Annotated in this window: 14 protein-coding genes, 2 tRNA genes and 2 rRNA genes; 8 read left to right on the top strand and 10 right to left on the bottom strand. The window is 47.3% G+C overall.

What is annotated here, in order from left to right:
- Positions 1-19: 19 nt before the first annotated feature.
- Positions 20-838, bottom strand: a complete 819-nt coding sequence (locus AKN87_RS05455) for a peptidoglycan DD-metalloendopeptidase family protein (RefSeq protein WP_053102729.1) — start codon at positions 836-838, stop codon at positions 20-22.
- Between the two features lie 31 nt (positions 839-869).
- Positions 870-2,234: an exodeoxyribonuclease VII large subunit gene (xseA, locus tag AKN87_RS05450; protein WP_053102728.1), complete on the bottom strand. Its 1,365-nt coding sequence runs from the start codon at positions 2,232-2,234 to the stop codon at positions 870-872.
- Positions 2,235-2,347: 113 nt separating this feature from the next.
- Here xseA and pdxB point away from each other — a divergent pair, with 113 nt between their 5' ends.
- Positions 2,348-3,481 (top strand): 4-phosphoerythronate dehydrogenase PdxB, encoded by a 1,134-nt coding sequence (gene pdxB / locus AKN87_RS05445; RefSeq protein WP_053102727.1) that lies wholly within the window; start codon positions 2,348-2,350, stop codon positions 3,479-3,481.
- Between the two features lie 44 nt (positions 3,482-3,525).
- On the opposite strand, the gene AKN87_RS05440 is transcribed toward pdxB, so the two are convergent.
- Positions 3,526-5,196: a cation acetate symporter gene (locus AKN87_RS05440; RefSeq protein ID WP_053102726.1), complete on the bottom strand. Its 1,671-nt coding sequence runs from the start codon at positions 5,194-5,196 to the stop codon at positions 3,526-3,528.
- The gene (locus AKN87_RS05435; protein ID WP_053102725.1) at positions 5,193-5,513 is read right to left on the bottom strand and encodes a DUF485 domain-containing protein; all 321 of its coding nucleotides are present in this window, start codon (positions 5,511-5,513) and stop codon (positions 5,193-5,195) included. Before AKN87_RS05435 ends, AKN87_RS05440 begins: the two co-directional genes overlap by 4 nt.
- A gap of 157 nt (positions 5,514-5,670) precedes the next feature.
- Here AKN87_RS05435 and AKN87_RS05430 point away from each other — a divergent pair, with 157 nt between their 5' ends.
- Positions 5,671-6,594 (top strand): LysR family transcriptional regulator, encoded by a 924-nt coding sequence (locus AKN87_RS05430; RefSeq protein WP_053102724.1) that lies wholly within the window; start codon positions 5,671-5,673, stop codon positions 6,592-6,594.
- A 68-nt stretch (positions 6,595-6,662) separates the two neighbouring features.
- On the opposite strand, the gene cydX is transcribed toward AKN87_RS05430, so the two are convergent.
- From cydX to AKN87_RS05420, 3 genes are read right to left on the bottom strand one after another with little or no spacing between them, the layout of a single operon-like run.
- Positions 6,663-6,779 carry a cytochrome bd-I oxidase subunit CydX gene (gene cydX, locus AKN87_RS12105; RefSeq protein WP_064496086.1) on the bottom strand — a complete coding sequence of 39 codons (117 nt, stop codon included), beginning with the start codon at positions 6,777-6,779 and terminating at the stop codon, positions 6,663-6,665.
- A 54-nt stretch (positions 6,780-6,833) separates the two neighbouring features.
- Positions 6,834-7,967: a cytochrome d ubiquinol oxidase subunit II gene (cydB, locus tag AKN87_RS05425; protein ID WP_053100099.1), complete on the bottom strand. Its 1,134-nt coding sequence runs from the start codon at positions 7,965-7,967 to the stop codon at positions 6,834-6,836.
- 11 nt (positions 7,968-7,978) lie between these two features.
- Positions 7,979-9,547, bottom strand: a complete 1,569-nt coding sequence (locus AKN87_RS05420) for a cytochrome ubiquinol oxidase subunit I (RefSeq protein WP_053102723.1) — start codon at positions 9,545-9,547, stop codon at positions 7,979-7,981.
- 423 nt (positions 9,548-9,970) lie between these two features.
- Here AKN87_RS05420 and AKN87_RS05415 point away from each other — a divergent pair, with 423 nt between their 5' ends.
- Positions 9,971-11,359, top strand: a complete 1,389-nt coding sequence (locus tag AKN87_RS05415) for a PhoH family protein (protein WP_053102721.1) — start codon at positions 9,971-9,973, stop codon at positions 11,357-11,359.
- A 64-nt stretch (positions 11,360-11,423) separates the two neighbouring features.
- Here the strand turns inward: AKN87_RS05415 and AKN87_RS05410 are convergent, their stop codons facing one another.
- The 3 genes from AKN87_RS05410 to AKN87_RS05400 form a co-directional block, all read right to left on the bottom strand.
- Positions 11,424-11,624 (bottom strand): DUF2788 domain-containing protein, encoded by a 201-nt coding sequence (locus tag AKN87_RS05410; RefSeq protein WP_053100095.1) that lies wholly within the window; start codon positions 11,622-11,624, stop codon positions 11,424-11,426.
- A gap of 58 nt (positions 11,625-11,682) precedes the next feature.
- Positions 11,683-12,165: an Lrp/AsnC family transcriptional regulator gene (locus AKN87_RS05405; protein WP_053100094.1), complete on the bottom strand. Its 483-nt coding sequence runs from the start codon at positions 12,163-12,165 to the stop codon at positions 11,683-11,685.
- A 199-nt stretch (positions 12,166-12,364) separates the two neighbouring features.
- Complete coding sequence (locus AKN87_RS05400) at positions 12,365-12,829, bottom strand: hypothetical protein (RefSeq protein WP_053102720.1); 465 nt, start codon at positions 12,827-12,829, stop codon at positions 12,365-12,367.
- A gap of 155 nt (positions 12,830-12,984) precedes the next feature.
- Between AKN87_RS05400 and AKN87_RS05395 the strand changes: the two genes are divergently transcribed.
- The 5 genes from AKN87_RS05395 (at position 12,985) to AKN87_RS05375 (ending at position 19,154) form a co-directional block, all read left to right on the top strand.
- The gene (locus tag AKN87_RS05395; RefSeq protein WP_053102719.1) at positions 12,985-13,644 is read left to right on the top strand and encodes a glutathione S-transferase family protein; all 660 of its coding nucleotides are present in this window, start codon (positions 12,985-12,987) and stop codon (positions 13,642-13,644) included.
- Positions 13,645-14,069: 425 nt separating this feature from the next.
- Positions 14,070-15,615 (top strand): 16S ribosomal RNA (locus AKN87_RS05390).
- A gap of 89 nt (positions 15,616-15,704) precedes the next feature.
- A tRNA-Ile gene (locus AKN87_RS05385) sits at positions 15,705-15,781 on the top strand.
- 140 nt (positions 15,782-15,921) lie between these two features.
- A tRNA-Ala gene (locus AKN87_RS05380) sits at positions 15,922-15,997 on the top strand.
- Positions 15,998-16,262: 265 nt separating this feature from the next.
- A 23S ribosomal RNA gene (locus tag AKN87_RS05375) occupies positions 16,263-19,154 on the top strand.
- Together the 16S and 23S rRNA genes with 2 tRNA genes alongside form the textbook arrangement of a ribosomal RNA operon.
- Positions 19,155-19,297 lie beyond the last annotated feature (143 nt).

Here is a 19,297-nt window from a genome sequence, read left to right as displayed (position 1 = left end):
ATTGCTGTCGTCAAATCAGTTATGGGGTGAATTTACCAATAAAAATAGCTGGATCAACCCGTACTGCATTCAGGCTGACATTCCAGTGTAAATGCGGTCCAGTGGCACGTCCTGTAGCACCCACTTTACCCAAGGGTTGTTGGCGTGCAAGCTCATCACCGACTTTGACGTCAATACTCGAGAGGTGGCAAAACATACTGATTAAACCTTGACCATGGTCGACAAAAACGGTTTTACCATTAAAGAAATAGTCACCGGTTAAAATTACTTTGCCGGCAGCTGGCGCTTTAATGGGAGTGCCTGCAGGTGCTGCTAAGTCTAAGCCTGAATGCGGGTTGCGTTCTTCACCGTTAAAAAAACGGCGTAGGCCGAAGGGGCTGGAAAGACGTGCATTAACTGGCATATCAAAATACACATTACTCGGTTGTCGCCCAGAAAATTGATCATAGGCGGCTAGTTGCTCTTTAAGCTCCCGCTGAATGCGTTGTTGATTTTGTGCATTAGGGTTCACTTGCTGCTGGTTTTTTAAAGTGATGCGTTGCTCAGTGTAGTGCTTGGGGTTAACCCTAAAACGGGTGTTTTGGCCATTAACCACTGCTGTTTGTTGACCTGCTTTAACTGTCAGTGGAATGCCAATAATCGCAATCCATTGCCCATCCTCTTGCAGGGTGAGTACGGGTTTGCCTTGATAACTGACTTTAGGGGCTGTGTTACTAGCACCAAGCGGTAACACAGCAACACCGCCAGGTACGGGCTTATTGAGTAGTCGCGTTATAAAACCTTCGGCCATGCTATTAAAGCTAAGGAGCAGGGCACTAAGGGCAATCACAAATCGCATAAAAATTCCTCATGGTAAAGAGACCGCTAGACTAGAGTAGTGGCGTATTTTTGTGGGTAGATAAAACCTTTAGTTCAAGGTAACCATCGGTCACTTGAGCCGTCAGTTGGCGGTGCTTTTGCACCTGCTCAATACTGCTCACCACTTGCTGTTGATCACGCAAAATACTGTAGCCACGTTTTAAGGTATTCAGGGGACTAATGGCATGCAAGGCCTGCATTTGATAGTTCAGTCGTTGCTGGCCTTGATTAAGTTGGCGTTGGATCACTGAAGTTAAACGCTGTTGTAAGGTATCTAGTTGCGTTTTTTGCTGAGTGATGAGGCGCTGCGGATGTTGCATATGTAAGCGCTGCTGCAGGCTACGCAGCTGTTGTTTATAGGCGCTTAAGTTTTGATTGAATGCTCGTTGTAAACGCCACTCTAACTCATCCATACGTTGCTGTTGTTGTTGGATACGTTCGCTGGGGTGGCGTAGACGGGCGCGCAGCAAGTTAAGTTGTAGTTGTTGACGTTGTAGATAGCTGTGAATTTGTTGGCTTAGACGTTGCTGTAATTGTTGCAAATGCTGCAACAAGTGCGAAGTATCGGGCGCCAATAATTCAGCTGCTGCCGAGGGAGTGGGAGCGCGCACATCAGCGACAAAGTCACTAATCGAAATATCTGTTTCGTGGCCAATGGCACTGACGATCGGCGTTTGGCAGGCGGCGATCGCTAAGGCGACCGCCTCTTCGTTAAAGCACCATAAATCTTCTAGGGAACCACCACCACGAGCTAAAATAATGGCATCGAACTGCTGCTGATCGGCTAAGGCTAAGGCTGTAACTATTTGCTGGGTGGCCTCTTTACCTTGTACGGCAGTGGGCACCAGCATTAGCTCAACCTGGGGGGCGCGGCGCTTAAACACACTGATGATGTCACGGATGACAGCCCCTGTAGGCGAAGTGACAATGCCTATGCGTTTGGCGTGGCGCGGCAAGGCTTGTTTATTTTCGTTGGCAAACAAGCCTTGTTCAAATAGCCGTTTTTTTAACGCTTCAAACGCTAGTTGTAATGCACCTTCGCCAGCAGGTTCAAGGGTCGACACAATTAGTTGGTAATCGCCACGGCCTTCGTAAATAGAGACCTTAGCCATCACACGCACTGCAGCACCTTCTTTCAGCAGGTGGCGAACGGGCAATGCTTGTTGTTTAAAAAAAGCGCAGCGAATTTGCGCCTTAGAATCTTTTAAGGTGAAGTACACATGCCCAGAAGCAGGCATGGCAAGATTGGAGATTTCACCGCTGACCCAGACAGCATTAAACACATCTTCAAGTAAGTGGCGGGCGCGCTGATTGAGTTGCGATACACTTAAAATATCGCGCTCTAAACCAAGGCGCTGAAAGGGGTTGCTATACATAAACGCACGTCAATTCGGTTGAGTGGTAAGATGCTGCTTACCATAGCAGAAACTCTGATTCAGCGTTATTGCATGTTCGCCGATCAGATATTTTGGTTTACAGAGGAAGCTCCATGCTACAGATTGTTGCCGATGAAAATATTCCCGGACTTGATGAGTTATTTGCTGCCCATGGGCGTATTACAAAAGTGCCTGGGCGGGGAATGCAGGCCGCTCTGGTGCAAAACGCCGATGCCTTGATTGTGCGTTCGGTTACTCAGGTTTCAGCAGAGTTACTTGCAGGCAGTGCCGTGAGCTTTGTGGGCACCTGTACCATTGGTACTGACCATTTAGATACAGCTTATTTACAGCAGCAAGGCATTCGGTGGACGTCTGCACCTGGTTGTAATGCACGAGGTGTAGTGGATTATGTATTAAGTGCCTTGCTGAGTTTAAGTGAGCGTAGCGGACGCTCGTTATTAGAGTTGTCAGTGGCGGTGATTGGCGTGGGGCAGGTAGGGCAACGTTTAGTTAATCTCCTGCAAGGATTAGGCATTAACGTGCGGCTGTGTGATCCGCCACGGGCAGCATTAGAGAAAGACTTTCAGTCAGAACCATTGACAAAGTTATTGGCCGAATGCGATGTCATTACCTTGCATACACCGCTTACTGAGCAGGGCGATTTCTCTACTCAGCATTTGTTAAATCAAGATAACTTACCCTTATTAAAACCAGGTGCTTGGTTAATTAATGCTAGCCGAGGCGGGGTTGTGGATAACCAAGCATTAGCGAAGTTTTTATTACAAAGACCGGATGTACTAACAGCTTTTGATGTATGGGAGCATGAGCCAGCGGTAAATGCCGAGCTGGTTCAGTTATGTAATTTAGCCACCCCGCATATTGCTGGCTACAGTTTGGATGGTAAGTTACGTGGCACTGAAATGGTATATCAAGCGTTTTGCCAGCATTTTAAGATTTTGCAGCCGCAACAGTTAACTTATCCGCCGCAACCGATTGCGGGGCTTAATTTGGGCGCTGTGGATAATCCGTGGCAGATGTTTAAACAGGTTTGTCGTGTGGTATATGACATTCGGAATGATGATGCAGCTTTCCGTTTATCATTGCAGGCTGCGCAACCCGAGCTGGCATTTGATCAGCTGCGTAAGCACTATGCCGAGCGTCGAGAGCTGACAGGATTGCAGGTAATCAATTCACACAAAACGAAAGAGTTGGCTGCTTATTTAGCCGCCGCTGGTGTACAAGTTTAAGAAGCTCCATAGAGACGATTAATCTCTATGGAGCGTTCCTTAGATTAATGGGCCGTGTTGGCGCTGGCACCTACCCCGGTTTGGGCGCGTACATACTGATCAGCAAAGGCTGCACGCTCGCGTTGTGCAGCGCTACTGTGATCGGTGATCGATACCAGGTACGCCATGGCAAAAGCTATCGGCATTGAGAACAGTGCTGGCTGGGTGTAAGGGAAAACAGCTTCAGCAAAGCCAAACACATCGACCCACACTGATTTAGATAGCACGACGAAAATCACCGAGCTAAATAAGCCGCTATAACCACCGGCCATGGCGCCGCGGGTGGTTAAGTTATTCCAGTACATAGATAAAATTAATACTGGGAAGTTAGCCGATGCAGCGACGCCAAAAGCTAGGGCGGCCATAAAGGCCACGTTCATATTTTCAAAGGCGATGCCAAGAATAATGGCGACCACTCCTAGGCTAATGGTAGCTAAGCGGGTCATTTTTAATTCTTGCTGTTCGCTGACTTGGCCCTTTTTCAGCACTTGGGCATAAAGGTCGTGGGCAATCGCTGAGGCGCCGGCTAAGGCTAAGCCTGCCACTACAGCCAAAATAGTGGCAAAAGCGACCGCAGATAAAAAGCCGAGTAGCATATTGCCACCAACGGCTTGGGCTAGGTGCATGGCCACCATGTTACCACCGCCGATAATTTTGCCAGCAATGTCGCCGCCTTCAAAGAAGTCAGGGTTTTGACCGACAATCACAATGGCAGCAACGCCCATCAGCGCAATCACGTTAAAAAAGTAAGCGACACAAGCTGATGCCCAAAGAACCGACTTACGTGCTTCTTTTGCATTACCTACGGTGAAAAAGCGCATTAAAATGTGTGGTAAGCCTGCGGTACCAAACATAAGACCTAAACCAAGTGAGATGGCGGTCACTGGATCAGCCAATAAACTGCCAGGATAGACCAACCGCTCTTTTAAGCTGTGTAGGCTGATGGCTTCATCCATCACACGTTCAAAGCTAAAGTCAAAGTAAGCCATGGATAGCAGCATGACTAAGGTGCCGCCAGCCAATAGCATGCAGGCCTTAATAATCTGTACCCAGGTGGTGGCAGTCATACCGCCAAAAGTAACGTAGACCATCATTAAAATACCGACAATAAACAGGGCGATATTGTAATCAAGGCCAAACAGTAGCTTAATCAACTGACCGGCACCGACCATTTGTGCTACTAAATAAAAGCACACCACAATTAACGAGCTGATTGCAGCCATGGTTCTGATTTTGCTTTGATTTAAGCGGTAAGAGGTAATGTCTACAAAGGTAAAGCGCCCTAGATTACGTAAGCGTTCGGCCATTAGAAATAAAATAATTGGCCAACCGACAAAGAATGCAATCATATAAATATAGGCGTCGACTCCTGAGGTGTAGAGCATAGCCGTGAGTCCCAGTAAGGTGGCTGCTGACATATAGTCTCCGGCAATGGCTAAGCCATTTTGCCAGCCGGTAATACCGCCACCCGCAGTATAGAAATCCGAGGTGGACTGGGTGCGTTTAGCGGCCCAATAAGTGATACCTAAGGTCATGACGACAAAGGCAAAAAACATGCTAATAGCAGGCATATTCATTGAGTTATCGGCGGCTAAGGCCAGTGGGGCACTTAGGGTCAACCCTGCGATTAGTAGGCCTTGGGTTAAACGCTGCACGAGTTGTGAATTGAGTTTCATTGGCCGCACTCCTGCTCAGCTTCGGTAATAATTTGCTCATTTAAACGATCAAACTCGCCATTGGCGCGGCGGACGTACCACCAGATTAGTAGCCAAAAAAAGCTAAACTGAAATAATCCAGCGGCAATGCCTAACGTGAGATGGCCGCGGCCTAAGGGCAAACCAATGACTTCGGGTTTAAAAGCAACGAGTAGAATAAAACCGTAGAAAATCGCCCAAACGATTAGGCTTAAGCTGAGAGCGAAGCGAGTTCTGGTTTTAACCAGCTGTTGAAATTTTGGATTATTACGAATATGCGCATATAAGTGATTAGACATAGCACTTCCTTTGTCGTGTTCAACACGTTTTTGTTGTTGTCAGTCGTGGCTAATGTGTAACTAAATGAGGGCTCCTATTGATGGCTTGTGAGAGAGGTTCTTTTTGAGTATAGGTATGCAGAGTTACCAAAAGAACAGATAAAAAAGCAGGATGGATATGCAAAAAAACACTAAAAGCCTGTCAGAGTTGAACTGGAATGATGTTAAGTTTTTCTTAGAGGTATCGCGGGTGCGTAAGGCGACCTTAGCCGCTAAGCGCTTAGGGGTAGACTACACCACGGTTTCAAGGCGAGTGCAGGCACTTGAGCGTAGCTTAAATACCTTGCTGTTTGAAAAATCTAAGCATGCGGGATTTGTCTTAACAGAAGAGGGGCAAACCTTACTGAGTCACGCCGAAGCTATCGAAAGTATGATGCTCAGCGCGCAGGAGCAAGTCAGTGGTGGAACCACTGAGCTATCGGGACGAATTCGAATTGGTTGTACTGAAGGCTTTGGTAACTTCTTTCTAGCTCCAAAGCTTAGCGAGTTTCAGGCCCGCTATCCGATGATTGGAATTGATATCTTAGCGGTGCCGCATTTTGTGAGTTTATCTAAGCGTGAAGCTGATCTTGCCATTACTCTTGAACGCCCAACCAGTGGCCCTTATGTGAGTAGTCGTCTGTGTGATTACCGATTAAAGCTGTATGCCACACAAGATTATTTAAATGCACATGGGCCGATTCGCTGTGTAAATGACTTACACCAGCATGCATTTATTACCTATGTTGAAGATCTAGTATTTAGCGATCAACTGCATTACTTACAGCATTATTTATCTAGCCCGAGCAGTCCTTTATGTTTTACTGGTGTGCTCGGTCAGTATTATTCGGCACTGGCCGGCCATCATTTAGCTATTTTGCCTTGCTTTATTGCCGGGAAGGACCCTCGCTTGATTGAGGTGTTACCCCAAGAGGTGGTAGTGACTAATAGTTTTTGGATTTCTTGCCGTCAAGAGCTACGCCAGTTAAAGCGGATTCGGGTACTGTGGGATTATTTACGAGAATTAACAGAGCAGCAGCAAGCGCTATTAATGGGGAGATAAAGCTGATTTGTATGTTAGATGATAAAACGCCCAGGATTAATCCTGGGCGTTTTCGATTGAGCCAGTGATTACTGGTCTTGCTCGCTAGGTGCATCAAAGTCATGGATGCTTTCTAGCCAGATCGCATTAATAATCGCGATACTGCAGGCCAGTAGTACACCTAGAATCCACGTGAAATACCACATATCTTTCTCCTTTGCATTGCCTAGTGCTGACCACTAGGCAATGGGTTGCTGGGTTTAGTACAGGCTATGTTGATTTTCTTCAATGTGTTCCGGTGTGACCTTGCCCCACATCTTGTAGTAGCTCCACAGGGTATACAGCAAGATAATAGGTACGAAGATACCCGCTGCAATCATCATAATCCCGAGAGTTTTATGGCTAGATACGGCGTCCCACATCAGCAAGCTAGAGCTAAAGTCAGTGCTTGATGGCATTAAGAAGGGGAACATGGCAAAGCCTGCGGTACATAGCGTACCGGTAATTGCTAAGCTAGAACCCAGGAAGGCTAAGCCGCCTTTGCGACCGCTAACTAAGGCCAGTAAGCCACCGGCAATTGCAATAACTGGTGCTGCAATGGTGATGGGGTACAGACTGTAGTTTGCTAACCAACCGGCATTGGTGCGCTCAACTGTTTTGCTCAGTGGATCAATAGCACCATTAAAGTTGATCTCGGAGGTAACGGTATAGCCTTTAATGCCTAACCAGAGGTAAACACCCGCACCAATAAAGGTGACTAAGTAAGCAAGCGCTGTGTAACGAGCCGCTTTAACTGAGCGATCCTGCATTGCGCCACTGGTACGCATGGTTAGCCAGGTAGCACCGTGCATCACCAGCATGCTTAAGCTCACGATCCCAGCCAGTAACCCTAGAGGATTAAGTAGGCCCCAGAAACTACCGGTGTAGAAGATTCGCATGCTGTCATCCATGTGGAAAGGCACGCCTTGCAGCAAGTTACCAAAGGCCACACCAAAAATAACTGATGGAATAATTCCGCCAATGCATAGTCCCCAGTCCCAGCTACTACGCCAGCGTTGGTTTTCCACTTTACTACGGTAATCAAACCCGACAGGGCGGACAAACAGCGAGAACAGCACCAGCAGCATCGCCCAGTAAAAGCCCGAGAACGACGCGGCATACACCACCGGCCATGCTGCAAATAGCGCACCAGCTGCGGTAATTAACCAAACTTGGTTACCGTCCCAGTGCGGGGCAATGGTATTAATCACTGCACGGCGCTCATTATCTGTTTTACCAACCACAGGAATGAGAATGGCAGCGCCTAAGTCAAAGCCATCGGTTAAAGCAAAACCAATTAAGAGGACACCGACGAGCACCCACCAAATCAGTTTGAGTGTTTCATAATCAAACATTGTGATACTCCTTAAGCGTTCTTTTGATTGTCAGCTTGCTCGAAATGGTAGCGCCCAGTATGCAGGCTGCTTGGACCTAAGCGAGCAAAGCGGATCATCAGGTACATTTCGATAATAATCAGCACACTGTAGATCGCAACCAAAGTGAGGAAGGATCCCATCACACTGGCATTGGAGATACTTGAGACTGAGAAATGCGTCGGTAGTACTTCACCGATTGACCAAGGTTGACGTCCCACTTCGGCAACATACCAGCCTGTTTGCGCAGCAATCCATGGCAGTGGCAGTGAGAAGAAGGCCATGCGCAATAACCAAGGCTTACTTTCTTGGTTACGACGGGTAGAGGCCCAGAAGGCTAGACCAAACACTAGCAACATAAAGAAGCCTGCCGCCACCATGATTCGGAAAGCCCAGAACAAGCTTGGAACATGGGGAATGGTATCGAGTGCCGCTAGTTTAATTTGCGACTCTGTTGCCTCTGCTGGGTTATCCACATATTTCTTCAGCAGCAAGCCATAACCAAGGTCGGCTTTAACTTCTTCAAATGCGGCGACATTTTCTGCACTGCGATCACCTTGACGCAATACTTGTAAGCGCTCATAGGCTACTGCACCGTTACGAATACGCTCTTCGTGCTCAACAATTAAGTCTTTAATGCCTTTGACTTCAGTGTCTAGCGAGCGAGTAGCGATAATCCCCATGGCATACGGGATTTTTACCGCGTAATCAGTTTCATGGGTTTCCATATTAGGTAAACCAAATAGGGTAAAGGCAGCAGGCGCTGGTTCTGTTTCCCATTCCGCTTCAATCGCCGCGAGTTTAACTTTTTGCACATCGCCTACTTCATAGCCTGACTCATCACCTAATACGATGACTGATAGGATCGATGCCAAACCAAAAGCTGAGGCAATGGCGAATGAGCGACGGGCAAAACCCATGTCGCGTTTTTTCAAGAGGTACCAGCTAGAAATAGCCAGAACGAACATTGCGCCAGTGACATAACCTGCAGCAACGGTATGTACAAACTTCACCTGCGCGACTGGGTTAAACAGCAGGGCTGCAAAGTCGGTGACTTCCATGCGCATGGTTTCATAGTTGAACTCTGCGCCTACTGGGTTTTGCATCCAGCCGTTGGCAATCAGAATCCACAGTGCGGATAAGTTAGAGCCCAGTGCTACCAGCCAAGTGACCGCTAAGTGCTGGCGCTTACTTAAACGATCCCAGCCAAAGAAGAATAAACCAATAAAGGTGGATTCTAAGAAGAATGCCATCAGGCCTTCAATGGCCAGTGGTGCACCAAAAATATCACCTACATAGTGGCTGTAGTAGGCCCAGTTGGTACCAAACTGGAACTCCATGGTGAGCCCTGTGGCTACCCCTAGAGCAAAGTTAATACCAAACAGCTTACCCCAGAACTTAACCATGTCTTTGTAGACTTCTTTGCCGGTCATAACATAGACCGACTCCATAATGGCAAGTAAAAAGGCAAGACCTAACGTAAGTGGAACGAATATAAAGTGATACATAGCCGTCATTGCAAATTGCAGACGGGACAGATCAACTAATTCTTCCGAGATCATTTAATGCTCTCCTCGGCTAGTGGATAAAGGCAGCAAGCTGTTGAAGTCTTATCAATACCAGATAAAGCCCCAGATGTTTACTAAATATTTCATGGCAAGATGAAATATTCATGAAGCACTCGACAGCTGCTTATTTTAATCAAACAGAAAATAATGACAGATCAAGTAAAATCCGTCTTTTTTGAGCTGTTTTGCTGCGCTTTCCTAGAGAATCTCCCTAAGTAAAGTAAGCGTATTATGGCACTTTAGTCGAATCAAAGCTTGATTTCGCTCAGTGACTTGTTGTCGCAGTAATACGTCTGGCCGCCAGTTGGTGGACGTAGGTGCTTAAGCCACTACAGATAAGAAGCAACTGACTTAAAGTTGTCATGTCAAAAAGGTGTAATCAAGCTGAACTGTTCTTGGCTGCACTAGGAGTGTCTTATGATTAAGAAAACCATGGCTTCAGGCTTAAAACTGTATGTACTGGACACCAATGTGCTCATTCATGATCCCACAGCGCTGCTGAACTTTCAGGAGCATCATGTGGTAATCCCCATGACTGTGTTGGAGGAGCTAGATCATTTAAAGTCAGGCAAGCCTGCGGTGGCTGTAGAGTGTCGGCAAGCGATTCGCTTAATTGATCAGTTGCTGGGGGCGGCCACTACCGAGCAAGTTGAGCAGGGGGTGCCGATTATGCGAGTAGATGGCGTGGCCAAAGGTTACTTGTCGATTGCTATGCGCTTTATTGAGGATTCCAGCACCCATCTGCCAGAAAGTATCAATGATAATCGTATTATTAACCTATTAGATGTACTGCAGACTGAGCATCCTGAGTTATCTGTGGTGTTAGTTAGTAAAGACATCAATATGCGCTTGAAGGCGCGAGCGTGCGGCATTGCGGCTGAAGACTACGAAAGTGGCAAGGTGATCGATGATATTGGTTTGTTGCCGCAGGGCTTTATCGAGATAGAGCAGTCATTTTGGGATAATGTGACTAAGGTCGAAACCACGCAGCAGCTAGGCTCAACTTGGCATGAAGTGGTTTTGCCGACAGAGTTTCCTGCTTTGCACCTCAATCAGTTTATTTTGGATCAGCAAGGGTTTGTTGGTTGGGTGAAAGAGATTATTGGTACTAACACCGTGCGCTTATTAGATTTGCCGCGCCAAGCATTGATGGAGCAGCAAGCTTGGGGGTTAAAACCGCGAGATATTTATCAGGCCTTAGCCTTGTTTGCCTTATTAGAGCCTGATATTGATTTGGTTAATTTAACTGGAGCGGCGGGATCGGGTAAGACCATCTTGGCGTTAGCCGCAGCGATTGAGCAAACGATGGCCGAAAAGCGTTATCGGCGAATTATTGCCACGCGCAGTGTGCAGGGTTTAGATGAAGATATAGGTTTTTTGCCTGGTACCGAAACAGAGAAAATGGAGCCTTGGCTCGGCGCGATCACCGATAACCTAGAAGCTTTGCATATGGATGATGAAAGTCCTAAGGGTAGTGTGGAATATATTCTGGAGCGGATTCCACTGCATTTTAAATCGTTAAACTATATTCGTGGGCGTAGTTTTCAACAGGCATTTTTGCTAATCGATGAGTGCCAAAATTTAACACCACATCAAGTTAAAACCATCATTACTCGTGCTGGAAAAGGCACCAAGGTGGTGTGTTTGGGTAACTTGGCGCAGATAGATACGCCTTACTTGTCGGCGACTAGTTCAGGGCTAACTTATTTAACGGAGCGGTTAAAAAATTACATGGGGAATGTGCATATTACCTTGCAAGGGGTGCCGCGCTCAGATTTAGCTGAATACGCAGAAGCTCACTTATAGTGCAAACTGGCTAAGCAGGCTGTTTTGTGTTGGCCTGCTTAGCTATTGAATGAAGAGATAGAGGTTAGAGACCTTTAACTGCAATCACGATGGTTTTAACGAGAAAACCTAGCACGCCTAGTCCTAAAGCAAAAAATAAAATACCAGTGCCGTATTTTCCTGCTTTAGACTTTTTCGCTAGATCCCAAACAATAAAGCCCATGAATAAAATTAGTCCACCCACGAGTAGGGTCATCATGAGTTCTTCGAAAATTTCTGGATCCATAGTGCCCTCGTTGATTGTTTAGCGTTGTGAGTGATAAAGCTGGCTACTCTATCTGGCATTAAAACTTACGTAAATGATCTAAAGGTAAGCTTGTGCTGAGTGAGACATGATTAAGCACAAAGCTAGAGCGTACACTGGTGACACCTTCAATGCGCGTTAGTTTATTAAGCAAAAATAACTGGTAGTGTTCCATATCAGGTACTACCACCTTCAATTGATAGTCTGCATCCATGCCAGTAATTAAGCTGCATTCTTGGACTTCTGACCACTGCAAAATATTATTTTGAAAGTTTTCAAAGCGTTCAGGGGTATGACGATCCATTCCAATCAAAATATAGGCTGTTAGCGTAAGGCCTAGGCGCTTACGATCGAGTAAAGCGACTTGTTTAGTAATATAGCCTTCATCTTCTAGTTGTTTGACGCGGCGTGAGCAAGGGGAGGGTGATAAGCCAATGCGCTCAGCGAGTTCTTGGTTGGAGATCCGCGAGTCTTTTTGCAGTTCGGCAAGAATGCGTAAGTCAAAGCGATCAAGATTTTCCATATTGAGGATGCCTAAGCAAATAAATTGCGTTAAGAGTGTAAAAGTAGAAATATTTTGCGTAAATATGTCCTTTTTTATCTCTTTTTGCAAGTATTCTTGCGTGATCTGTTTGTCGATATGAAGGTTTTGATACTGGTTAATGTATCTAGGCAGAAAAAAGGAGCACTGAGTGCTCCTTGGGATTAGTTAGGGGGCAGAGTTAGGCTTGTGGGCTTACATTGAGCAGAGCCAGCATTTCAGGTGAGCCTTGCTCTTGAATTAAGTTAGGGTGATTAAAGGGAATGCTATGGCCGGTGCGAGCGTGAATAATTTGTTCAAGTGTTACGGTATCAATTTCACCGTTGGCTTTAATTGCTGGCTTGAGTTCCTCAGGTGCAATGGCATATTTGCCGGAGGGAAGATAGATCGTGCCATTGGCAAAATCGATGGCGTAAGCCACCAAGCCTGGGATTACCCAAAACAGCAAACCTATACCATCTAAGATTGCAACGGCTGGATCAATTCGTCCGCCTGACTTACCTTTACGTTCGGGGTAAAGCAAGGTGCCACAGCCGGCTAGCTGTAGTAGCAAAGCGCCAGTTAGTCCTGCTGCGATTACTCGAGTAAAAGGCTGCTGGGTAAAGCGAGAATAGGTGGTTAGCCTATATAAAGAGGCATTGGGCATGTTATTTCTCCTTCTTTTTGTGAAGCTTTACTCATTGCAAAGCGTTATCGATAAGGCTAGTTTTACTTTTAATAGTTCCGCTACAGTATGGTTAGAAAAAGGCGGGCGAACGAGCAAGAAGCTCATACTTAGAAATGAAAACTGGAGCGAGTGCTATGGAGCTGACTTTATATGGTGCGATTATTTCGCCCTTTGTACGTAAAGTGCGGTTGTTTATGTTGGAAAAAGGTTTTGAGTATCAGTTTGAGCAGGTATTGCCTCGTCAAGTGCCCGAGTGGTATTGGAAGATTAGTCCTTTAGGTCGTATTCCTGGCCTAAAAGACGGCGAGCAGAGCTTTGCTGACTCATCAGTAATTTGTCATTACCTAGAGGATAAATATCCCTCTAAAAGTAATCTCTGTGGTGAAACACCTTTGGAACGAGCGCGTATCAGTTGGTTTGAAAAGTATGCCGATTATGAAATAGCGCCGTTAGCAACTTTTACGGTGTTCTTTAATCGGGTTTTAGCTAGACCTATGGGTTTGGAGGTGAACCAAGCAGCTATCGACTCAGCTCTGAATAAACTCCCTAAGCATTGGGATTATCTAGAGCAGCAGTTGGAAGGTAAACAGTACTTAGTAGCTAATCGATTAACCTTGGCAGATTTGGCGCTGGTGACCCATTGGGTTAACTTTGCCTATGGTGGTGAGCAGCTCGATGCAGAGCGCTGGCCAAACTTGGTTGCACATAAAGAACGAGTGCTAGGCCGTGATAGTGCTAAAGCACTGTTAGTAGAAGAAGCCGCCTTTATGCAGAAAATTGCCGCCAGCAACTAATTCAAACTATTTTCATTTTAGGGCTTTACAAGGGAAATAATTGCTGTAATATACGCCACCTGTCGACGGGGCATCGCTTCAGCGGCAGGTGGTAAAGAGTTGTTTTGATTGGGTTTCTTCTGAGTTTCGGTTGAAAAAGAATTTAAAATAACGCTTGACACAGTTCAGGTTTAGCGTAGAATGCGCGGCCTTGGTTGAGATTGCTGAGTTGCTTAGGCGGCTTTATTGGATCTCCCAAATCGTTCTTTAACATAGTTAATCAAGCAATTCGTGTGGGTGCTTGTGATGAATGACTGATAGTCGCCAAGATTATCAGCAACACAAGTTACTCTGTGAATTCATAGAGTTATTTTTGTCTTTTTTTATAAAAGATATTTGCGATTGCTGAGCCAAGTTTAGGGTTTTCTCAAAACCCGATCAGAATATAACTGAAGAGTTTGATCATGGCTCAGATTGAACGCTGGCGGCAGGCCTAACACATGCAAGTCGAGCGGTAACAGAGAGAAGCTTGCTTCTCTGCTGACGAGCGGCGGACGGGTGAGTAAAGCCTAGGAATCTGCCTAGTAGTGGGGGATAACTTGCCGAAAGGTAAGCTAATACCGCGTACGTCCTACGGGAGAAAGCAGGGGCCTCTTCGGAGCCTTGCGCTATTAGATGAGCCTAGGTCAGATTAGCTAGTTGGTGAGGTAAAGGCTCACCAAGGCGACGATCTGTAACTGGTCTGAGAGGATGATCAGTCACACTGGAACTGAGACACGGTCCAGACTCCTACGGGAGGCAGCAGTGGGGAATATTGGACAATGGGGGAAACCCTGATCCAGCCATGCCGCGTGTGTGAAGAAGGTCTTCGGATTGTAAAGCACTTTAAGTTGGGAGGAAGGGCTTACGGTTAATACCCGCTAAGTTTTGACGTTACCAACAGAATAAGCACCGGCTAACTTCGTGCCAGCAGCCGCGGTAATACGAAGGGTGCAAGCGTTAATCGGAATTACTGGGCGTAAAGCGCGCGTAGGTGGTTTGTTAAGTTGGAAGTGAAAGCCCCGGGCTCAACCTGGGAATTGCTTTCAAAACTAGCAGGCTAGAGTACAGTAGAGGGTAGTGGAATTTCCTGTGTAGCGGTGAAATGCGTAGATATAGGAAGGAACATCAGTGGCGAAGGCGACTACCTGGACTGATACTGACACTGAGGTGCGAAAGCGTGGGGAGCAAACAGGATTAGATACCCTGGTAGTCCACGCCGTAAACGATGTCAACTAGTTGTTGGGTTCCTTGAGAACTTAGTAACGCAGCTAACGCATTAAGTTGACCGCCTGGGGAGTACGGCCGCAAGGTTAAAACTCAAATGAATTGACGGGGGCCCGCACAAGCGGTGGAGCATGTGGTTTAATTCGAAGCAACGCGAAGAACCTTACCTGGCCTTGACATGTAGCGAACTTTCTAGAGATAGATGGGTGCCTTCGGGAACGCTAACACAGGTGCTGCATGGCTGTCGTCAGCTCGTGTCGTGAGATGTTGGGTTAAGTCCCGTAACGAGCGCAACCCTTGTCCTTAGTTACCAGCACGTTATGGTGGGCACTCTAAGGAGACTGCCGGTGACAAACCGGAGGAAGGTGGGGATGACGTCAAGTCATCATGGCCCTTACGGCCAGGGCTACACACGTGCTACAATGGTCGGTACAACGGGTTGCCAAGCCGCGAGGTGGAGCTAATCTCATAAAGCCGATCGTAGTCCGGATCGCAGTCTGCAACTCGACTGCGTGAAGTCGGAATCGCTAGTAATCGCGGATCAGAATGCCGCGGTGAATACGTTCCCGGGCCTTGTACACACCGCCCGTCACACCATGGGAGTGGGTTGCACCAGAAGTAGCTAGTCTAACTTTCGAGAGGACGGTTACCACGGTGTGATTCATGACTGGGGTGAAGTCGTAACAAGGTAGCCGTAGGGGAACCTGCGGCTGGATCACCTCCTTAATCGAAGACATCAGCGTCTTCATGAGCATCCACACGAATTGCTTGATTTATATATGTAATGCGATTGGGTCTACACCCAAGTGATAATTGGGTCTGTAGCTCAGTTGGTTAGAGCGCACCCCTGATAAGGGTGAGGTCGGCAGTTCAACTCTGCCCAGACCCACCAATTTTATCTTACCCTGCGTTATTTAAAGCCTCGTTTAGTTTGACTAAACTTCGCCTTTAAATGCCTTGGTTAACATAAAATTCAGTGTATAAACACTGTCAGTTATCAGATGGGGTAACGGTTCTTCAATACGTTGTATTGGGGCCATAGCTCAGCTGGGAGAGCGCCTGCCTTGCACGCAGGAGGTCTGCGGTTCGATCCCGCATGGCTCCACCAATACATTACATGTAACTGTGACGAGAGATCAGAAATGAGTATTTCTTTGCTTGATTGAAATATTGATTTCTGATTTTTTAATCAGAACTGTTCTTTAAAAATTTAGGTATGTGATAGAAGTAAAAAAGACTAATTCATTACTTTCACTGGTAATGATTAGGCTAAGGTAAAATTTGCGAGTTCAAGCGAATTTTCGGCGAAAGTATCAAACCATTCACGACTGACTTTGAATAATCGCTGTGAAGCAGATTGTTTGGGGTTATATGGTCAAGTGAATAAGCGCATACGGCGGATGCCTTGGCAGTCAGAGGCGATGAAAGACGTGATAGCCTGCGATAAGCTTCGGGGAGGTGGCAAATAACCTTTGATCCGGAGATCTCTGAATGGGGAAACCCACCTAACATAAGTTAGGTATCTTGTACTGAATACATAGGTGCAAGAGGCGAACCCGGGGAACTGAAACATCTAAGTACCCGGAGGAAAAGAAATCAATTGAGATTCCCTTAGTAGTGGCGAGCGAACGGGGACCAGCCCTTAAGCTTCTTTAACGTTAGTAAAACACGGTGGGAAACGTGACCATAGTAGGTGATAGTCCTGTATACGAAAACGTTATAGAAGTGAAATCGAGTAGGACGGAGCACGAGAAACTTTGTCTGAATATGGGGGGACCATCCTCCAAGGCTAAATACTACTGACTGACCGATAGTGAACCAGTACCGTGAGGGAAAGGCGAAAAGAACCCCGGAGAGGGGAGTGAAATAGAACCTGAAACCGTATGCGTACAAGCAGTAGGAGCAGACTTTGTTCTGTGACTGCGTACCTTTTGTATAATGGGTCAGCGACTTATATTCAGTGGCAAGCTTAACCGAATAGGGAAGGCGTAGCGAAAGCGAGTCTTAATAGGGCGAATAGTCGCTGGGTATAGACCCGAAACCGGACGATCTATCCATGGGCAGGTTGAAGGTTGGGTAACACTAACTGGAGGACCGAACCCACTAATGTTGAAAAATTAGGGGATGACCTGTGGATCGGAGTGAAAGGCTAATCAAGTCCGGAGATAGCTGGTTCTCCTCGAAAGCTATTTAGGTAGCGCCTCATGTATCACTGCTGGGGGTAGAGCACTGTTTCGGCTAGGGGGTCATCTCGACTTACCAACCCGATGCAAACTCCGAATACCAGCAAGTGCGAGCATGGGAGACACACGGCGGGTGCTAACGTCCGTCGTGGAAAGGGAAACAACCCAGACCGTCAGCTAAGGTCCCAAAGTTATGGTTAAGTGGGAAACGATGTGGGAAGGCTTAGACAGCTAGGAGGTTGGCTTAGAAGCAGCCACCCTTTAAAGAAAGCGTAATAGCTCACTAGTCGAGTCGGCCTGCGCGGAAGATGTAACGGGGCTCAAACCATACACCGAAGCTACGGGTGCACTCTTTTGAGTGTGCGGTAGAGGAGCGTTCTGTAAGCCTGTGAAGGTGAGTTGAGAAGCTTGCTGGAGGTATCAGAAGTGCGAATGCTGACATGAGTAACGATAATGGGAGTGAAAAACTTCCACGCCGAAAGACCAAGGTTTCCTGCGCCACGTTAATCGACGCAGGGTGAGTCGGCCCCTAAGGTGAGACTGAGAAGTGTAATCGATGGGAAACAGGTTAATATTCCTGTACTTCTAACTATTGCGATGGAGAGACGGAGAAGGCTAGGCCAGCGCGGCGTTGGTTGTCCGTGTTTAAGGCAGTAGGCTGAGATCTTAGGCAAATCCGGGATCTTAAGGCCGAGAGCTGATGACGAGTCCTCTTATGAGGATGAAGTGGTTGATGCCATGCTTCCAAGAAAATCTTCTAAGCTTCAGATAGTTAGGAACCGTACCCCAAACCGACACAGGTGGTCGGGTAGAGAATACCAAGGCGCTTGAGAGAACTCGGGTGAAGGAACTAGGCAAAATGGCACCGTAACTTCGGGAGAAGGTGCGCCGGCTAGGGTGAAGGACTTGCTCCGTAAGCTCTGGCTGGTCGAAGATACCAGGCCGCTGCGACTGTTTATTAAAAACACAGGACTCTGCAAACACGAAAGTGGACGTATAGGGTCTGACGCCTGCCCGGTGCCGGAAGGTTAATTGATGGGGTTAGCGCAAGCGAAGCTCTTGATCGAAGCCCCGGTAAACGGCGGCCGTAACTATAACGGTCCTAAGGTAGCGAAATTCCTTGTCGGGTAAGTTCCGACCTGCACGAATGGCGTAACGATGGCGGCGCTGTCTCCACCCGAGACTCAGTGAAATTGAAATCGCTGTGAAGATGCAGTGTATCCGCGGCAAGACGGAAAGACCCCGTGAACCTTTACTATAGCTTTGCACTGGACTTTGAAGTTGTTTGTGTAGGATAGGTGGGAGGCTTTGAAACTGTGACGCCAGTTGCAGTGGAGCCAACCTTGAAATACCACCCTGGCAACTTTGAGGTTCTAACTCAGGTCCGTAAGCCGGATCGAAGACAGTGTATGGTGGGTAGTTTGACTGGGGCGGTCTCCTCCTAAAGAGTAACGGAGGAGTACGAAGGTGCGCTCGGGCCGGTCGGAAATCGGTCTAAGAGTATAAAGGCAAAAGCGCGCTTAACTGCGAGACCAACAAGTCGAGCAGGTACGAAAGTAGGTCTTAGTGATCCGGTGGTTCTGTATGGAAGGGCCATCGCTCAACGGATAAAAGGTACTCCGGGGATAACAGGCTGATACCGCCCAAGAGTTCATATCGACGGCGGTGTTTGGCACCTCGATGTCGGCTCATCACATCCTGGGGCTGAAGCCGGTCCCAAGGGTATGGCTGTTCGCCATTTAAAGTGGTACGCGAGCTGGGTTTAGAACGTCGTGAGACAGTTCGGTCCCTATCTGCCGTGGACGTTTGAGATTTGAGAGGGGCTGCTCCTAGTACGAGAGGACCGGAGTGGACGAACCTCTGGTGTTCCGGTTGTCACGCCAGTGGCATTGCCGGGTAGCTATGTTCGGAAACGATAACCGCTGAAAGCATCTAAGCGGGAAGCGTGCCTCAAGATGAGATCTCACTGGGATCTTGAATCCCCTAAAGGGCCGTCGAAGACTACGACGTTGATAGGTTGGGTGTGTAAGCGCTGTGAGGCGTTGAGCTAACCAATACTAATTGCCCGTGAGGCTTGACCATATAACACCCAAACAATTTGGGTCTGGTTGATACCAAACAAACGAAAATTTAGTTGAACTCAAAACACCGAATCAACTACTATTACATACCTAATTCGAAGGCACGACAAAGCCGAGGCACACCTGCCCAGCCCACAACGGACC

This window comes from Thiopseudomonas alkaliphila (assembly GCF_001267175.1).
GTDB lineage: Bacteria > Pseudomonadota > Gammaproteobacteria > Pseudomonadales > Pseudomonadaceae > Oblitimonas > Oblitimonas alkaliphila.
Note: the sequence above shows the minus strand (reverse complement) of the source record. Positions and strands in the feature narration are given on the sequence as shown.

Excerpts from the sequence above, each read along its gene's own strand:
- AKN87_RS05400 (WP_053102720.1), bottom strand. The coding sequence starts at position 12,829 with ATGCCCAATGCCTCTTTATATAGGCTAACCACCTATTCTCGCTTTACC.
- AKN87_RS05410 (WP_053100095.1), bottom strand. The coding sequence starts at position 11,624 with ATGGATCCAGAAATTTTCGAAGAACTCATGATGACCCTACTCGTGGGT.
- cydB (WP_053100099.1), bottom strand. The coding sequence starts at position 7,967 with ATGTTTGATTATGAAACACTCAAACTGATTTGGTGGGTGCTCGTCGGT.
- AKN87_RS05455 (WP_053102729.1), bottom strand. The coding sequence starts at position 838 with ATGCGATTTGTGATTGCCCTTAGTGCCCTGCTCCTTAGCTTTAATAGC.
- AKN87_RS05405 (WP_053100094.1), bottom strand. The coding sequence starts at position 12,165 with ATGGAAAATCTTGATCGCTTTGACTTACGCATTCTTGCCGAACTGCAA.
- AKN87_RS05420 (WP_053102723.1), bottom strand. The coding sequence starts at position 9,547 with ATGATCTCGGAAGAATTAGTTGATCTGTCCCGTCTGCAATTTGCAATG.
- pdxB (WP_053102727.1), top strand. The coding sequence starts at position 2,348 with ATGCTACAGATTGTTGCCGATGAAAATATTCCCGGACTTGATGAGTTA.
- AKN87_RS05415 (WP_053102721.1), top strand. The coding sequence starts at position 9,971 with ATGATTAAGAAAACCATGGCTTCAGGCTTAAAACTGTATGTACTGGAC.
- cydX (WP_064496086.1), bottom strand. The coding sequence starts at position 6,779 with ATGTGGTATTTCACGTGGATTCTAGGTGTACTACTGGCCTGCAGTATC.
- AKN87_RS05435 (WP_053102725.1), bottom strand. The coding sequence starts at position 5,513 with ATGTCTAATCACTTATATGCGCATATTCGTAATAATCCAAAATTTCAA.
- AKN87_RS05395 (WP_053102719.1), top strand. The coding sequence starts at position 12,985 with ATGGAGCTGACTTTATATGGTGCGATTATTTCGCCCTTTGTACGTAAA.
- AKN87_RS05430 (WP_053102724.1), top strand. The coding sequence starts at position 5,671 with ATGCAAAAAAACACTAAAAGCCTGTCAGAGTTGAACTGGAATGATGTT.
- AKN87_RS05440 (WP_053102726.1), bottom strand. The coding sequence starts at position 5,196 with ATGAAACTCAATTCACAACTCGTGCAGCGTTTAACCCAAGGCCTACTA.
- xseA (WP_053102728.1), bottom strand. The coding sequence starts at position 2,234 with ATGTATAGCAACCCCTTTCAGCGCCTTGGTTTAGAGCGCGATATTTTA.